Here is an 18,423-nt window from a genome sequence, read left to right as displayed (position 1 = left end):
TTTGCCATAATCTCAAAAATAATCTCAAAAATACAAATCATTGCCATTTCCGTGCCCCTATGATAAAATTATTAGATAAATAGACTGACAGAGTTTAAACAATAATTAAAAATTCAGAAAAAGGTATTTGCGGCATAGGGAAAGTGAGAATGGTATGAAAGAACAACGGGAAGCAAAGCAGGCGGTCGAAGAATTGTGCAGCGCCTGGTTTGAAAAGAGAAACGCAGGGCAGGCTGCAGAATTGCTGACGGAGGATGTGCAGTTTATCGGCACAGGGGAAGGAGAGTATGCATGCGGGAAATCAGAGATGATTCAATACCTTTGCGAAGATATTCAGCAGATACCTGAGCCGTTCAAAATAGACTTTTCAATTATGCGGGAGCAGTCTCTTAATGAGGAGAACTGCATTGTATCAGCCGAGTTTTCGCTCAGGAATTCCATGTATACCTGGCGTCTTCGCGGCTTTTTTGCATTGTGCCTGAAAGAGGGCGCCTGGCTTATCTGCAATATGCATTTTGCTGAGCCGGGCATAAGCCAGAAGAACGGAGAGCATTATCCTCAGACCCTGGTGATGGAAAATATAATGAAGCAGCGTCAGCAGATTCTCAGCGATTCCATAGCCGGCGGCATGATGGGGGGATATATTGAGCCGGGATTTCCGTTTTATTTTGTTAACCGCAGGATGCTGGACCATTTAGGATATGACGATGAGGCGGATTTTGTTGACGATATAGACGGCATGATCACCAACTGTATGCACCCCGACGACCGGGAGGCAGTGGATGAGGCTGTGGACGTACAGATGGAAGCCAGGGGAGAATATTCCATAGAATACAGAATGAAGAAAAAAGACGGTTCTTATATCTGGGTACAGGATGTGGGGCGGAGGATGAAGGCGGAAAACGGAAAACCGGCCATCACGTCTGTGTGCATGGATATCACCGCCCGCAAACAGGCGCAGGAAGAGCTGCTCAGCTTATACAACAATATACCCGGCGCTGTTTTTCGCTGCCGGTTTGATGAGGAACTGACCATTATAGAGGCCAATGACGGTTTGTATGAATTCATCGGCTATACACGGGAAGAGTTTGCCGCCATGGGCAACAAGATGTCTGCGGTCATAAGCCCGGATGAATTGGCCGGTTTGGCGGATGAGATAAAAAAGCAGCTTCAGATTGGAAATACGATACATAAGGAACAATGCCTGATCTGCAAGGAAGGCAATGCAAAATGGATTTCTCTGAAAGCACAGCTGTTTTTAGAAGGCGGAGAGCCGTATTTTTACTGTGTGTTTGTGGATATTACGGATGAGAAAAAGCTGCAGGACAGAGTCAGGGATTTGTATGAAAAGGAACTGGCTTATTTTGCTGAACTGGCTTCGGCAGAAGGAAGTATACAGGGGCGCATTAATGTTACGAAGAACAAGCTGGAAAGTTATCTGGCAAGCGCTAATTCTCAGATAGCCCATGTGGGAGATACCTATGATGAAACAGTGGAAAACTTCGCGGCTTCTTCCGTGGATCAGGAATACGGAGATATGATCCGAAATACCCTGAAACGGGAAAATGTTCTGGCAGCCTATGCGGCAGGAAAAGAAGATTATTATTTTGACAACTTCAGAAGGCGCGGCGACGGCGGGATGTTCTGGGGAAGCACCAGTTTCCGCTTTTATCTGAATCCTGAGACTGACGATGTGATCGTGTTTTTCTATACGTTTGATATGACCCAGCAGAAACTGCAGGAACAGCTGCTCAACCGGATTGCGGAACTGGATTATGATATTATCATGGATATTGATATTCTGAACGATACATACCAGGTGATCTCCTTTGATGACAAGCCGTATGATGATATCCCCCAGCAGGGCAATTTCCGGGAAGATTTAGAACAGCTTACCGTTCTTCATATGGAAGAAGCGGTTCGAAGAGAATATCTGGAAAAGATGGATTATGAATATATGAAACGTCAGCTGGATAAACAGGATATCTACACCTTCGTTGCTGAGATAAAGAATAAATACGGCGTGACACAGGTGAAACGGTTCCAGGTATTTTACATCAATAAAGATTTAGGGCGGGTATGCATGGCGCGCACGGATGTAACCGATGTGGTACGGCAGGAACAGAGGCAGAAAGAAGAGCTGTCGGCTGCTTTGGCGGCGGCCGAGCAGGCCAATGCGGCCAAGTCCGATTTCCTCTCCCGTATGAGCCACGAGATCAGGACGCCTATGAATGCGATCATCGGAATGAGCACCGTCGCGGCCAAATCCATAGGGGATGAGGATCAGGTGATGGAATGCATTTCCAAGATCGGCATCTCTTCCAGATTCCTGCTGGCTTTGATCAATGACATTCTGGATATGAGCCGGATCGAAAGCGGCAAGATGCTTTTAAAGAGCGAAAAGATTTTTACGGAAGAGTTTTTAAACGGCATCAATTCCATCTGTTATGCCCAGGCGGAAGCCAAACATGTGGACTATGAATGTATTGTGGATCCGCAGCTGGACGACTGTTATATCGGGGACTCCATGAAGCTGCAGCAGGTGCTGATTAATATATTGAGCAATGCCATTAAATTTACCGGAGAGGGCGGAAAAGTCACATTTTCCGCAGCTCATCATAAAAAGATGAAAAATGATGCAGTTCTGCGTTTTGTGGTCAATGACACAGGCGTCGGAATGAGTGAAGAATTCATACCTAATATTTTTAAACCATTTGTTCAGGAAAGCACCGGAACCACCGCGGTGTACGGAGGAACCGGTCTTGGGCTGGCTATATCAAAAAATATCGTGGATATGATGGACGGACAGATTTCGGTCCGGTCTGTAAAGGGGATGGGATCGGAATTTACCGTGGATGTGAAACTGGGCATCACCGAAGAATCGAAAAAGCGCCGCGGCCAGTATCAGGCATACAGCAGCTTCAAGCATCTGCGGACTTTGGTGGTGGATGATGATGCGGCTGTATGCAGGAGCGCTGTCGGCATCCTGGAAGATATGGGCATGAAGGCGGATTGGGTGGACAGCGGCTGCAAAGCGGTTGAACGCGTGGAATATCTGTGGAATATAGGGCAGCATTATGACATCATCCTGTTGGACTGGAAGATGCCGGTCATGGACGGAATTGAGACAGCCAGACGTATCCGCAGAATCGCAGGCCCGGATGTGACCATCATTATAATGACTGCTTACGACTGGATTTCCATTGAGCATGAAGCGAAGATGGCAGGAGTAAATCTTCTGATAAGCAAACCGATGCTTAAATCCACCCTGATCTCCGCATTTTCAAGAGTGCTGGGTAAAAGAGAAGAGGAAGTACAGCAGGAACAAAAGAGAGAATATGATTTTTCGGGAAAACGGGTGCTGCTGGTGGAAGACAATATGATCAATACAGAGGTGGCAATGCTGATTTTGAAAGATAAGGGATTTCAAGTGGATACGGCAGAAAATGGCTTAGTGGCTGTAGACCGGTTCGAAAAGGCGGAACCGGGATATTATGATGCGATTTTAATGGATATCCGCATGCCGCTGATGGACGGATTGACGGCAGCAGCCAAGATCCGCGGCCTTGATAAAAACGACGCCAAAACCATCCCGATTATAGCTATGACCGCCAATGCATTTGATGATGACATCGATAAGAGCAGATCGGCCGGTATGAATGCCCATCTTGCAAAGCCGATTGAGCCGGACAGGCTGTACCAAACCCTGTATGATTACATTTTTGGGAAGGAGGCTTAGCAAATGGAGGAAAAATACCTTTCCCAGAATCAGATGACGGCTGTGCTGGATAATGCTCCGTTGGCAATTTATGTCTGCGCGACTAATAACTGGGAACTGCTTTATGCTAACCGGTTGGCAAAGAGCCTGTTTTTACGGAATCCGGAAGACGGAGAGAATACCTGTTATTCAGCGGCCGGATATGATGAACCCTGCCCGTTCTGCAATGCCAAAAAGATGAGTGATTCAAAACTTACAGTTCGTGAATTCCGCCATCCGGTCAATGGCCGGGTCTATCAGCTTAGCGGCAAGAGAATCGATTGGGACGGCAGGCCGGCCCATATCGAATATATTTCGGACATCACGGATAAAAAGAGGGAAGAGGATCAGTCAAAGGCTTTAAAAGATATGCTGCAGATAACATTCAGCAGCATTCCCTGCGGTTTATGCGTGTACCGGTATGATGGAAAAAATATTTCTCCCATATTTCACAATCCCGCATTTTATGCGATTATGGGATATTCGGAAGAGAATAAGAAGAGAGTGGAAGAAAAGACGAATTTTCTGGGAGTGCATCCGGATGATCTGGATGGGCTGATGAAAATAATCCGGGATTCCATAAAACAGAACGGTCTGTTCCGGCACACCTACCGCGTATTTAATGATAAGATGCAGGAATACCGGTGGATTCACTTGGAAGGATCGGTCAAGACCCAGAATGACCGGACAAAGCTTTTATATGGCGTATACAGCGATGTATCCCAACAGCAGAGCCTGGAAGGGGAATTGGCAAGGGCCAATGAAAAGATGCAGGATATCATCAATGCCATTCCGGGAGGCGTTGCCATCTATAAGATAAGGGATATTTTTGAAACCGTTTATTTTTCCGACGGTGTGCCGGCTCTGACCGGCTATACGGCGGAGGAATATCATGAGCTGTGCAAACGGGATGCTGTGGAGATGACCTATGCCGAGGATACGGCTATGGTGTATGAAAAAGTGCTGGATATCGTTAAAAACCGTGAGGTGGGTGATTTTGAATTCAGAAAAAGCCATCGGGACGGCCATATTGTGTGGGTTCACGTACAGGCCAAAGTGATCGGAGAAGAAGACGGATATCCGCTGCTTTACTGCGTTTTTCACAATATTTCCGACATCAAGGAAGCGCAGCAGGAGATGGATCATCTTGTGAACTCCATTCCGGGTGGAATTGCCAGTTACCGCGTGGAAAAAGGAAAATTTATCCCCACATTTTATTCCGACGGCGTAATGGCTCTTTCCGGACATACCAGAGAAGAATATAAGGCTATGTCCAAGAACAGCATTTTTGACATTGTCTACGAACGGGACCGGGAGCGCCTGGAAACAGCGGCTTATGAGGCGCTGGTGAGCGGGGATGTGCTGGATGTGTCCTACCGGATGCGCCATAAAGACGGATATCTGATCTGGATTCATTTAAACGGACGGCGTATCGGGCCATTTTCCGAAGTCACCAGGTTTTATGCCGTTTTCACCGGCATGTCCGAGGAAAGCCATTTGTTTGAGAAGATGGCCAATGAAACGGCGGATGGGATCTACGTGATCGACAGAGAAAATTACGATCTGCTCTATGCCAATGAATCCCAAAATCTTTTCATGAAGGAAAGCAACTGTATCGGGAGGAAATGCTATGATGCGCTCCATGGCAAGAGCGCTCCCTGTGAATTCTGTACGCTGAAAGACCATGAACCGGACGGAAATGAACATGAGCTGAAGATCAGCGGTACGGACCGTTTTTACAATACCCGTTTTAAGGAAACCGACTGGAATGGAATACCGGCTTATATCAAATATGTGCGGGATGTTACGGATGAGGTAATTACCAGGAAAGAAAAGGAGCGGCTGGATCAGTATTTCCAGACCGTAGTGAAGAATCTGCCCGGCGGCGTGGCCGTAGTCCGCTATGAGAAAGATGGAACAATGATACCGGAATTCCTTTCCAATGGTTTTGCCGCCATGACGGGAATGACGGTGGATGAGGCATGGGAGATGTACCGGCAGGATATCCGGGTAGGAATCCATCAGGAGGATCAGGCCCATGTAAAGGAGCAGATGACCGCTTACATATCCGGCGGCGGCAGCCAATGTGAAATGGTGTACCGCATGAGAAAGGGAGATGGCTACATATGGGTGAAAAATACCCTTTCCCTGATCCAGAATGAAGGCGGGGAAGGCCGGGTTTATGCGTATTATCACGATATTACAAAGGAACGGATGGAGCAGGAGCGGATCAGACAGCGGTATAAGGATATGATCATGCAGCACTACAGAACTCCTGACCCCAATGCGCTTATCATCGGCCACTGCAATATCACACAGAATGTTATCCTGGAAATTATCGATCCTACGGATTCCGATCTTTTAAAAACCTTCGGTTCGGTGAGGGAAGAATTCTTTACCGGTATTGCAGGCCTTGTTGTGGACGAAAAGGATAGGGATTTATTTTTAAATACATATCTGAACGAACCGGCGCTGGCGGCATTTGCAAGAAATGAAACGGAGCAGATTCTCAAATGTTTTATAAAGCTGCCCAAAGAAAAATACGGCCGTTATGCCCAGTTTAAAGTAAATTTAGTGGAAACACCTGACACGGGAGACATCACCGGAATTTTGACGGTGACAGATATTACCGACCAGACCATTACCGAGCGGATTCTCCATCAGCTTTCCGTAACCAGCCATGATTTCGTAATCGATTTAAATCTGCTTGAGGATACCTTTACCATACTAACGCGCAATAAGAATTCCGACAGCGTGCCGCAGCACGGCATTCATTCCAAATGGACGGCGGCCATGAAGAAGAATTCGATTGTTCCAAGAGACAAAGAACTATATGCCAAATCCCTGGATGCTAATGAGATCAGGCGGCGTCTGCTGGAAGAGGGCCCCTATACATTTTCTTATTCCGTATTGGATGAAAAGGGAGATATCCGCACGAAAAATATGACGGTTTCCGCAATTGACCTGCGGCTGGGGCGGGTCTGTCTGGTGAGGACGGACATCACGGATTCTGTGAGAGAACAGCAGGGGCTTCTTAATATGATGGCCTATACCTTTGAACTGATGGGATTTATCGATATCCATACCAACCGGTTTACCATGTATACAAGACAGACGGTTTTGGAAAATCTCTCCCCGTTTACGAAGGAGAGTTATAATAGTTTGGTGGATACATTTAAGGATTATTATGAATCCGGGGAAGGCGAGAGAGATGTGAGAAAACAGTTCAGCCTGGACACCATGCTTCAAAGGCTGAAAGAAAAACCGTCCGGTTATGATTTCGTATTCCCTTATCCGGCAGATGACCGTGTCAGATATAAACAGATTAATGTGCTGTGGGGAGACGGCAACCACAGGACGGTCTGCCTGGTGCGGGCGGATGTGACAGATATGCTCACTTCAGAACGGGAGAGCAAAAAGACGTTGGAACGCGCCCTGATTCTGGCAAAAGAGGCCAACCGTGCCAAGAGCGATTTTTTATCCGCCATGAGCCACGATATCAGGACTCCTATGAATGCCATCATGGGAATGACGGCGCTGGCAGAAGCTCATCTGGAGGATCAGGACAGGGTGAAGGATTATCTTCAGAAAATATCCATTTCATCCAGGCATCTTTTGAGCCTGATCAACGATATTCTGGATATGAGTAAGATTGAGAATTCCAAAATTACTTTAAATCATATGAAAATATCCATCTCAGAGCTGATAGCCCAGCTTTCCGCCATTATGATGCCGCAGGCCAGAGCGGTTGGAATCCGGCTCACTTTTCAGGACAGAGGAATCCGCCATACACATGTTTATGGGGATCGTTTGAGAATTAACCAGATACTTATCAATATTCTGAGCAATGCGGTTAAGTTTACGCCGGAAGGCGGAACGGTGGATTTTCTGATCGAAGAGATACCGGCTCTAAAGAAAGAGGATCAGGTCCGTTACCGGTTTACGGTGAGGGATACGGGAATCGGAATGACAGAAGATTTTCTGGTCCATATTTTCGAACCATTTAACCGCAGCGGCAATGTATCCCGCATCGAAGGAACCGGATTGGGACTTAGCATTACCAAAGGGCTGGTTGAGCTGATGGACGGCAGAATCTCTGTGGAAAGCCGGCTTGGAAAAGGTTCTGTTTTCTGTGTGGAACTGGAATGCGAAGCGGCTTTGCAGGAAGAGACGGACAGTCTTCCGGATGAGAAGACGGGGCCGGACGAATACACAAAGGATAAGATCTTTGCCGGACGCCATTTCCTCATAGCAGAGGATAATGACATCAATGCGGAAATTCTCTGTGAACTGCTTTCCATATATGGTGCGGACGCTGTTGTGAAAAAAGACGGCATGCAGACGGTGCAGGAATTTGGCAGCGCTGCTCCAAACACTTATGACGCAATTCTGATGGATATTCAGATGCCGGAGATGAACGGATATGAGGCCACCCGCGCCATACGGAAAATGAACCGCCCGGATGCGGCGGCGATTCCGATTGTGGCAATGACTGCCAATGCCTTTGCCGAAGATGTGCAGGCAGCCCAGGAAGCGGGAATGACGGCTCACGTAGCAAAGCCTATCGATTTAGACGTATTGAAAACCACCCTGGGCAGGGTGTTGGAGAGAGTGGGATATTGATTTTAACTGGATTTGCGAAGGGGACGGGGACGCAGGGAATCGTGATGCGGAACCGGAAGGAACCGGTCTGAGGGGGTATCCGGGCCGGGGAAGGAAGATACAGCCGCATGGGATTCGGGATTCGCCCCTAAGAACTACTAAGGCCCGTAAGGGCAGAACGAGGCAGGCCAGCGCCATTCGCAGTGAACTCTTTATGACTTCGCTGCTCAATGGCGCTTTAAAAACTGAGACGGAAATCAGTTTTTACCTGCCTCGTTCTGCCCTTACGGGCCTAAGGAGTTCTAAGGGGTTCCATACGATCCCATGCGGCTGTATCTACCTTCCCCGGCCCGGATACCCCCTCAGACCGGTTCCTTCCGGCTCCGCATCACGATTCCCTGCTGGGGTCGCTGGCTTAGTTAAAAAACAATAGTTGCATTTTTAGGGGATTCCTGACCATCATAAGAATATGGAAAACTGAGAATGAATCACAATATAATTGACGAATAATGATATATTTAGTAATATGTAACCATAATAAAAGAAGAGGTGAGAAAGTGAGTATAAAGAGAGCAGCGGCCTGTATGTTGTCTCTTTTTCTTTGTCTTCAAACCCCGCTGACCGCAGTGGCTTTACAGGGAAGCGTGGCAGAAGGCAGGATAAGGAATTACAATCGTGCAGAAGAGACAGCATCTCCCAGTGATGCCGACGCAGATGACGGCGGACAGGATGAGGGAGAAGAGAACAATGTTCTGAATGGGGGAATTCAGAACCAGGATGAGGAAGAAACAGAAAACCGGGGAGCCGTTCATGTGGAGATACGGTCTGTGCTTCAGATGGAAAAGTACGGAGATTTTACCGTAAGGCTGCACCGCAGCGATGAAGAGGAACAGGAGCTTTACGATGAATATGAGGCGGTATCTTTGGAATCGCTGGAAGATTCGGAAGGAGAGCCGGTTGTTCAGACCGTGGTATTTTCCGATTTGGAGAGCGGAAAGTACCAGTTGTCCGTAAGCGGTTCCGGGTATGAGACGTATGAAGATGTGATCCGGGTGGAGGACAATATCTCTAAGATTGTCCTGATGAATGATTATCTTCCGGGATATACCTTTAAAAAGGGAGAAGCCCATCCCGGCATTTTAAAATTGGGCGATGTAAACGGCGATGAGAAGCTGGATGAAGACGATTTGGAAGAGCTGTTGGAAGCCATACGGGAGGAAGACATGGGCGTAGGACCGGGAGGTTCTTCCCAGTATGACCTGAACGGAGACGGTAATGTGGATCTCATCGATTTACAGTATTTTACCATATTCTATAACAATTCTTTGGACGGAAAGGCCAGCGTTGCAAGATATGCGACCATAAAACCCGGCGACTTCACGCTGGCAACCGCCAGCAATGCGGATAAAGAAAGTGTGGAAAGCATTTTTGACGGGCGGGAGGATACCTGGGCATCTTTAGCGCCTGATAAGGATGAAGAAGTGAGCGAGGACAACCCCATCGTCCTGTCGCTGGAACTGAATAAACCGGTCAAGGCGGAAGGAATTACCATCGCCCAGCCGGCCGGAACAGAGAATAAAATTGAAGCCGGTTTCGTGGAACTCAGGGGAGAAAAGGGTGAAAATCTGGGAACCATCCCGATCGTATCGGAAGAGGAACAGCCGGTGAGATATTACATGCGGAGCGCCAGAACGGCGGCGACGGCGTTTAGGGAGGCGGACGGCACCATTGTGCTGAACTTAAACGGTCAGACGGCTGTTAAAAAGATCACCATTACGGTGACGAAGACCTCGGGAACCAATCTGGCGGACATTTCCAAGGTGGAATTTGTCAATGATATGAAAGACCGGATTCCCGCTCCGGTTATGAACATACCGAAAGGGCTGGAAGCGGAGCCGGATAATAAGAAATTCACTTTGACCTGGAAGCGGGAGGCCAATGTGACCGGTTATGAAGTCTCCATCGGTTTGGATGGGAAAACGGATAAGATCACCACAAAAGACAACCAGCTGGAGGTCAAATCCTTCCAGGGAAACAAGCTAAAGAACGGCACAACCTATACGGTGAAAGTCCAGTCGGTCAACGGGGACTGGAAGAGCGGATACTGCAAAGCCATCTTTGTAACGCCGGTTACAGACCAGAAACCGGACCCGCCGGAATCCGTGGTGGTGACCGGCGGCTATAAGAGCCTGAAACTGTCCTGGAAAGATATGGAGGACACGGATTTTTACACGGTATTCTACCGGATTTACGGTTCGGGAGAGGAATTTCAGCAGGTGAGCGATATAAAGGGGAACAGCACCGTTCTCATGAACCTTGGAGATAAAACGGCGTATGAGGTTTATCTAACCGGTACCAATCAGATCGGGGAAAGCGGCCCGTCAAAGACCTACAGGGGAGAGACGGCCAGCTATGATCCTCCGGTAACGCCTGATTATAAGCTGATGAACGTTTCTCAGGGTGAAGGCGAGCCCACCTACAATATAGAAAGCGTGGAGTATCTGCAGGCGGCAGCGGAGCCGTTTGTTATGGTGGATCAGAATTACGCAACTGCCTGGGTGTTGGGAGACTGGGATGCAGGCGTTGCCTATCCGGGCAACGGAAGGGGAAAAGCCCCGATCATCACATTTGAAGAGCCGTTTGAGATGGATACCCTGGTGCTGATACCGGATGGAGAGCAGCCTTACCGGTATATCGAAGCCAGCGTTTATTATTGGGAAGAAGATCAGACAAAGGCTGTAAAAGTTTCCGGTACATTTGCGAGAAAGACCAGTTCCAATAAACAGATATACTATGAATTCCAGTGCAGCGAACCGATTTCGCCTAAGAGAATCCAGGTCAATGTGCGGACGCTGAATGAAAGACGGATCAGCATCGCAGAACTCAAATTTTACTATTATGACAGCCTGGAAAGTGAGATTTACGGCCTTTATGAAGACGATATGCACATGTCTTTAAAGGAAGGAACCACCCAGGAAGTCATAAACGGGCTGAAAGAACGGCTGAATACGCCGGATGAGGTGAGCGGCGAGCTGAACCCGAAATACGATATTTTAACGAGAGAACTTGAAAATGCCGAAAAGCTGTTAAATGATCAGGCGGCAAAGGGCATTATCAAGGTACATAATGATATCACAAAGGCGGCGGACGGTTCTATCACCTTTGGCGGCGGCTTAAACGCATGGCAGCCTCTTGGCGTTACGGCCATGGCAGGCGAAAGCCTGGTAGTTTACGTAGGAAGTCCGGGTAAGAAGACAGGAGATTCCACCAATCTTTCCCTGATTGCCACCCAGTATCACGGGGAATCTTCAGCCTGGTCCACGACCGTGTTAAAAGGGCTGAAAGTAGGAGCCAACGAGATCACCATACCGTCCATTACCAGCCTTGACGTAGAACAGGGCGGCCAGCTCTATGTGGAATATACAGGAGCAAAAGGCAAGGAAAATTACAGCGTGCGGGTCAGCGGAGGCAGCAGCATTCCGATACTGGATATAACCACGGCCAGCAGTTCCGATGCGAAGAGAGAGCTGGTAAGCAGTTATGTGCAGGAATTGGAAGAGTACGTTCCGCAGATTGAAGCTCTGCATGAGGAACAGCACCGGAATCAGATGGATCAGGCGGTTCCATTTGAACGTCAGAACTGTATACTCGGCGCGACGGATATTGTGATGAGAAATATGATGTACTCCGTGTCGGCGGAACAGATTTTGAAGGGATTAAGCGGAAGCAGCGAAGAGAAGGCAAAGCAGCTCTACCGGTCCCTGACGGCCATGGAAAATATGACCGATCTCTTTTACCAGCACAAAGGGCTCAGCAATTTACCGGGAGCGGGCGACGTAAACCGCCTTCCGTCCAGCCGTTTGAATATCCGGTATCAAAGGATGTTTGCGGGAGCATTTATGTATGCGGGCGGCGCACATATCGGAATTGAATGGGGTTCCGTACCGGGACTGACCACCAGCAGTCCGGTGGTTTCAGACGAAAACGGGCTCTATGAAAGCGGCCGTTACTTCGGATGGGGAATTGCCCATGAGATCGGACACATTATCAACGAGAAAGACTATGCTGTGGCGGAAATTACCAATAACTACTATTCGGTTCTGGCACAGGCGAAAGACACCAATGATTCCGTCCGTTTTAAATATGACGATGTGTATCAGAAGGTGACGTCAGGCGTAAAGGGGCCGTCCTCCAATGTATTCACACAGCTCGGCATGTACTGGCAGCTTCACCTGGCCTATGACAGAGGCGGATATAACTTTAAGGTCTATGATACCTATGAAGAACAGTTTAACAATCTGTTCTTTGCAAGAATGGACAGCTATGCGCGCAAACCATCGGCAGCACCTTCGCCAAACGGCATTACCCTGAAATCGGCGAAAGATAAGGACAATAAACTGATGCGCCTTGCATGCGCGGCGGCAGAAAAGGATATATTAGACTTCTTCCGGCGATGGGGAATGACGCCGGATGACGAAACCATCCAATATGCGTCCCAGTTTGACAAGGAATCAAGAGCCATCTGGTTTGTCAATGACGAGGCGAGAAGATATGCTATGGAACACGGAGATGGAGGCTCTGTCGCAGCCGCGACGACGGTTCAGGCGGAAGTCAGCTATGCCAATGGAACCAATCAGGTGTATATCAGCCTGGATAACGATGCGCAGACGCCGGAAGCCATGCTGGGATATGAGATTTACCGCGTGGAACGCCATAAAGACCAGATTATCAAGAACCCGGTAGGATTTGTCACTGCGGGAAAAGATACGTTTACCGATCAGATCACAACGGTCAATAACCGGGTATTTACCTATGAAGTCATCGGATATGACAAGTATTTAAATCCTACTCCGGCGGCTGTGACAAGCCCGGTTAAAGTATCCCATAACGGAAACATTTCCAAGGATCAGTGGTCTGTAACCACCAACATGGTGTCGGACAGCGATACGCAGGGAGATACGGATGACTACTACGATACCGGCAATACCAATCCGTGCGAACCGGTTAAAAATGCGGTGGAGCAGGTGATTGACCAAAAAACGGAAACAGTTTTCACAGGCCATGTGGACAAGTCAAGCAAAGAAGATCCGTATATCATCATCAACCTGAATAAAGAAGAGGTGGTTACAGGAATCGTGTGTACCATGGAAGGAGCAGGTACACCGGTGGGCGCATACGATATCTTTGTAGGCGGCGACGGCGTAAATTGGGAAAAGGTGAAATCGGGAACCTTCGATTGGAGCAGCGGTCCGGTGCAGACCATATATTTTAACCATGAAAATGATAACTGGCTCTATTCCTATGATGCGTCTTATGTAAAACTGTCAGCTAAAAACCAGAAGGGCACGCCGGTTTCCATTGCAGAACTGGATATCCTTGGGCAGACCGGCGATAATATCGAGCTGCTTGAAGATTCCATAGGAATATTAAAATCAGACTATGCAGCAGGCACCGGGGAGAGCGGCCAGCCGGTTATTATTCCAAAAGGCTCGATTATCTTTACGGGAACCTATAAAGGCAATCCGGCGTATAACACGGTGCTTCTCTTTGATGAAAATGGCACGGTTGCAGGAGGCCGCGACAAGGACGGAAACATTGTGGCGGATCAGATAATTCTGGCCAGCGTGCCGGAACATGGAGAGTTAGGAGAGACCAGCGACGGAACCTGGATCTATTACATTGAACCGGAATACATCGACTGGACCCATATGCCAAAGAAAGTCAGGGCAGAGCTTTACCGGACGGACAACGCGCAAACAAACGCTGGGGAACGCCTTGTAAGCGATACGGAATTTACGGATGTTCCAGATAATCTTCCGGATATTACCATCAAGGAAAATGCAGTTGAAACCAATGGACAGTGAGAAGGACAGAAAACATGATAAAGAAATGGATTAATAAGAAGAAACGGTTTTGCTTTCTGGGGGCGGCTGTTGTTGTGATGGCCGCCGGCTTCCTCATGACGGCCAACGCCAAGGACGACAGCTTTGTAACCTGGAATAAGGCGTCTAAGAAAAATGAGGTGGCCGTGTCCCTGCGCCTTCAGGACGGCGAGGAATTAGAAGATGTGGTAACCTTCCAGGTGAAGTTTCAGCTGGAGGGAGAGGACATCAGAGATGCGGAACTGGTGTTTGACAGCGGATTGAAAAGCAATAAGGAGATACCGGTAAAAACCGCCATTTACGATGACGAGAATCAGATTTTGTCGGTTTACGTGTCGGGGAGGGAAACGGTTCTCAGCCATTCCCCGCTGAAGCTTGGAAAGATCCGGGTGGACAGCGGCAAAGATGTTGTGATCCGGTATTTAGAGGATTCAGGGGATACCGTAGACCGTTTCCATACGGCGGGAAAGATCACGGAACTGGGCGGAATCGAGGAATATCAGATGGTTTTGGAGGAGAAGATTCCTGAAACCGACGAATCCGTGGAAGAACCGGAAACCAAACCGGAGAAAGAGACGGAAAGCTCAAAAGACAAACATTACAGCAGCCATGACGATGATGACGATGACGACGGTGGCAGCATCAGTATGGATTTTGATACGCCGGGAAGCTGGAAAAAGAGCGGGGATACCTGGCTGTTTGAAAGGCCTGACGGAACTTTAATCCAAAACCAGTGGATACAGGCCGGCGGAAAATGGTACTGGCTGGATGAAGAAGGCCGGATGAAGACTGGATGGATCAGCAATCAGGGAATCTGGTATTACTGCGGTCCGGCCGGGGATATGAAAACCGGCTGGGTCAATGATCTGGGCACCTGGTATTACTGCAATGGCTCAGGAGCCATGAAAACAGGCTGGATCACTTATAAAGACTGCTGGTATTATCTGAAAGACAACGGAGCCATGAAGACCGGATGGCAGGAGATTAACGGCAAGTGGTATTATCTGGAACCGGACGGAAAGATGGCGGCAAATACCGTTACGCCGGATGGATACCGTCTGGACCGCAACGGCGTCTGGACAGGAGAAAGACAGTAAGAATCCGGTTCTGAACGGAACTGAGACGGGCGGATGACAGAAAGATCCCCTCTTCCATGTATTAGCTGAAGGATATTAAGCGATTACATGGAGGAGGAGATCTTTTTTTGTATCATAGGAAAGTGCTCCTATGATACAAAAAGCCCTCCGGGCAGGATCGCACTGCGGCGGTGAGGTATAATGTCGCTGAAGCGACCCGCCGCAGGCGGAGAATCCCGCTTGCGGGATTCTTTCTTATCCTCTGCTCAGCTGTCGTATATGTTGGAAAATAGAACGGTACGTTAACGTTAACTAGCGGAAAACAAGATGGAAAAATCAATATAATTTAATTTATACATAAAAAACATACAAATAAACAGTACAAAAAAAGAAAAATATTGACATAGTGCTGAAAAGATGATATTCTGAAATTACAAAATAACGTTAACGTTAACGAAAAACAAAATGAACAGAGGGAGAGGAGTGCATGAATCGTAAAAACGTAGTTGTAATTTTGGCAGACCAGTTCAGAAAGGACTGCATCGGTGCATATGGAAATACCTGTGTCAACACTCCCAATATGGACCGCCTTGCGGCTCAAAGCATAAGGTTCGAGCATTCTTATGTGGCAAATCCCATTTGCAGCCCCAACCGCATGACCTGGTTTTCCGGAATGTTTCCTTCCAATCACGGTGTGTATACCAACGGACTTGTAAAACAGGACGATGGCCGTACAATCATGCATGAGCTGCGCAGGCAGGGATACCAGACGGCCAGCATAGGAAAGATTCATTTCAACCCCTATAGTGAGGAATCGGCGGGTAAAAGTTTTGAAAGCGTTGACAGGTGGGAGCAAGTGCCGGAAGAGGACGGATACAGCGGGGGATATTTCGGATTCGACTATTTGGAACTGACAATTGGGCATACGCTGCCAAAAGCACATTATTACAGATGGTTTAAGGAGCATGGCGGCACAGACGATATGTTTACAGTGACACCCTGCGGAGAAGTATACAGCCGCGATGAGATATGCGGGATACGCAATATGCCGTCCGGGCTGTCGTCCTCCGCATTTGTGGGCGATAGGAGCGTAAACTATCTGAGAAATCTAAGAGACAGAGAGAAACCGTTTTTCTTATGCGCAAGCTTTCCCGATCCCCATCATCCGTTTACATCCTGTTATGATGATTATGAGCGTTGGAAAGACAGGGAAGTGAAAGCTCCGGTAGGAGAACCGGAGGACTTAGACCAGCGCCCGGCTCATTTTAAACAGCAGTTTCAGGGAAGCTGGAGCAGAAAAGGCGTGAATGCCTGCAAATATGAGAACGGTATTCCAAAACAGGTGGCGAAGGAGAGAACACGCCATACCTATGCGATGATCGAAGCCATTGACCGGAATGTGGGACTGATCTTAGACGAACTGGAAAGACAGAATCTGATGGATGATACAATCGTAATTTTAGGCGCGGACCATGGGGAACTTTTGGGAGATCACGGGCTTTGGATGAAAGGGCCGTTTCTGTATGAAGGCCTGATCAATACTCCGCTGTTGATGCATATACCCGGAATTTCGCCCAGGGTGTCGGAAGGATTGGTTTCTTCCGTGGATATAACGCCCACGATCCTGGATCTTTTGGGCTTTGAGATACCCGCCTATGTGGACGGGATATCCCAGCTGCCGCAGATCGAAGATGAGGGATGTGATGTGAGAAATGCATGCATGGTGGAGTACAGGAACGGATATGACTGCGATGTCAATGTGAATGCCATCGTGAAAAAAGAAGGCAAATTCATCATGTACGAGACCGGAGAACAGGAATATACGGACTTGGCCGGTGATCCGGAAGAGAAGATAAATGCGGCAAAACAGGAAGCTTATGACGAAGCCGTGGCAGAAGCCGCGAAATCACTACTTTTGGAACGGCTGAGATCAAAATCAAAAGGAAGTGTCCAATATGGGCATGCATAATAAGAAGGAGGGTTTTACTATGAAAAAACTGACAGGTCTTGTGGTGGCAGCTGCGATGGTGGTATCTTTAACGGCATGCGCAGGTAAGAGTGCTCCTGAAACGGCGGCACCGGCTAAAGAAACAACAAAGGAAGCAGCAACGGAAGCAGCAAAGGAAACCGCCCAAAGCCAGGCACAGCCGGAAACCAGCGCCGAGACGATGGGAGAAAGCGTGAAGTGGCCTACCGGCACGGTATCCATCTTCGTTCCCGGAAAAGCCGGAGCCAATCTGGATACAAAAGCCCGGCTGGTGGCAAAGTACTTAGGCCCTGAACTGGGCGTGGACGTGGTGGTGGAAAACAGGCCGGGAGCTGGAGGAATTACGGCATGTACCGAATATCTGACCGAGGAGCCCAATACCAATAATATTCAGTATATGGCGGCCTCCAATCTGGCGGTTGCGCCTATATACAATGACTGTGAATTCACTGCGGATGATTTTGTGACGGTTGCAGGGCTGGACAGCGTGGAAAACGGGCTGTTTGTGGATGCAAAGCTGGGAATTAAAACCGTGGACGAATTGAAAGAATATGCACAGGGGAAAGTAATCCGTTTCGCAAGCGCCGGAGTGGGCAATGATTCCTTCCTCGTTTCCAAGATCGTCATGGAGGAGATGGGCCTTGCATCGGACAGCGTAAACGGCGACGGTTTTGGCGATGCTCTTGTTAACGTGATGAACGGTTCGGCAGAAGTCTGCTACTGTGCGCTCAACCAGGCGTCCCAGTATGTAGAAGACGGTTCCATCGTTCCTCTGGCCGTATATGGACAGGAAGCGTATAACGGATATGCGGCTTACGGATTCGATCAGGTTCCGACTTTAATGGATCTTGGCATCGATGTATCTTATTCCACAATCACATGGTTTTCGCTGCGGGCAGGAACCGATGAAGCGGTTGTTGAGAAACTGGCCTCTTCCCTGCAGAAGGTATATGACAATCCGGAATTTCAGGCTGAATTTACTGAGGCAGGCTTTGTAATGCTTCCGGATGTTTCTACAGAAGCAGTTTCCGCGCGTGTAACTTCCATGATTGATGACTGCGCAGCCTTTGCTGATAAAATAGGAGGCTGACAGGAAACCGTTAATTGAGATCAGGAGGG

At 48.3% G+C, this 18,423-nt stretch carries 6 protein-coding genes; all 6 read left to right on the top strand.

Going from position 1 to position 18,423, the window contains the following annotated elements:
• Positions 1 to 154: 154 nt before the first annotated feature.
• The 6 genes from C0033_RS05435 to C0033_RS05410 all read left to right on the top strand — a co-directional run bounded on the left by C0033_RS05435 (position 155) and on the right by C0033_RS05410 (position 18,394).
• Entirely contained in the window at positions 155 to 3,739 is a 3,585-nt protein-coding gene (locus C0033_RS05435; protein ID WP_103226865.1) for a response regulator, read from the top strand.
• 3 nt (positions 3,740 to 3,742) lie between these two features.
• Positions 3,743 to 8,380: a PAS domain-containing protein gene (locus C0033_RS05430; protein ID WP_242984425.1), complete on the top strand. Its 4,638-nt coding sequence runs from the start codon at positions 3,743 to 3,745 to the stop codon at positions 8,378 to 8,380.
• A gap of 536 nt (positions 8,381 to 8,916) precedes the next feature.
• A complete protein-coding gene (locus C0033_RS05425) occupies positions 8,917 to 14,223 on the top strand; it encodes a M60 family metallopeptidase (RefSeq protein ID WP_242984424.1) in 5,307 nt (1,768 codons plus the stop codon).
• Positions 14,224 to 14,237: 14 nt separating this feature from the next.
• Positions 14,238 to 15,338 carry an N-acetylmuramoyl-L-alanine amidase family protein gene (locus tag C0033_RS05420; protein ID WP_103226864.1) on the top strand — a complete coding sequence of 367 codons (1,101 nt, stop codon included), beginning with the start codon at positions 14,238 to 14,240 and terminating at the stop codon, positions 15,336 to 15,338.
• Between the two features lie 466 nt (positions 15,339 to 15,804).
• The gene (locus tag C0033_RS05415) at positions 15,805 to 17,286 is read left to right on the top strand and encodes a sulfatase-like hydrolase/transferase (RefSeq protein ID WP_103226863.1); all 1,482 of its coding nucleotides are present in this window, start codon (positions 15,805 to 15,807) and stop codon (positions 17,284 to 17,286) included.
• A gap of 19 nt (positions 17,287 to 17,305) precedes the next feature.
• Positions 17,306 to 18,394, top strand: coding sequence for a tripartite tricarboxylate transporter substrate-binding protein (locus tag C0033_RS05410; protein ID WP_180994579.1), 1,089 nt, complete (start codon positions 17,306 to 17,308; stop codon positions 18,392 to 18,394).
• Positions 18,395 to 18,423 lie beyond the last annotated feature (29 nt).

The organism is Clostridium sp. chh4-2, from assembly GCF_002899675.1.
In the GTDB taxonomy this organism is placed as follows: domain Bacteria; phylum Bacillota; class Clostridia; order Lachnospirales; family Lachnospiraceae; genus CHH4-2.
This window is presented reverse-complemented; position numbering and strand designations above follow the sequence as displayed.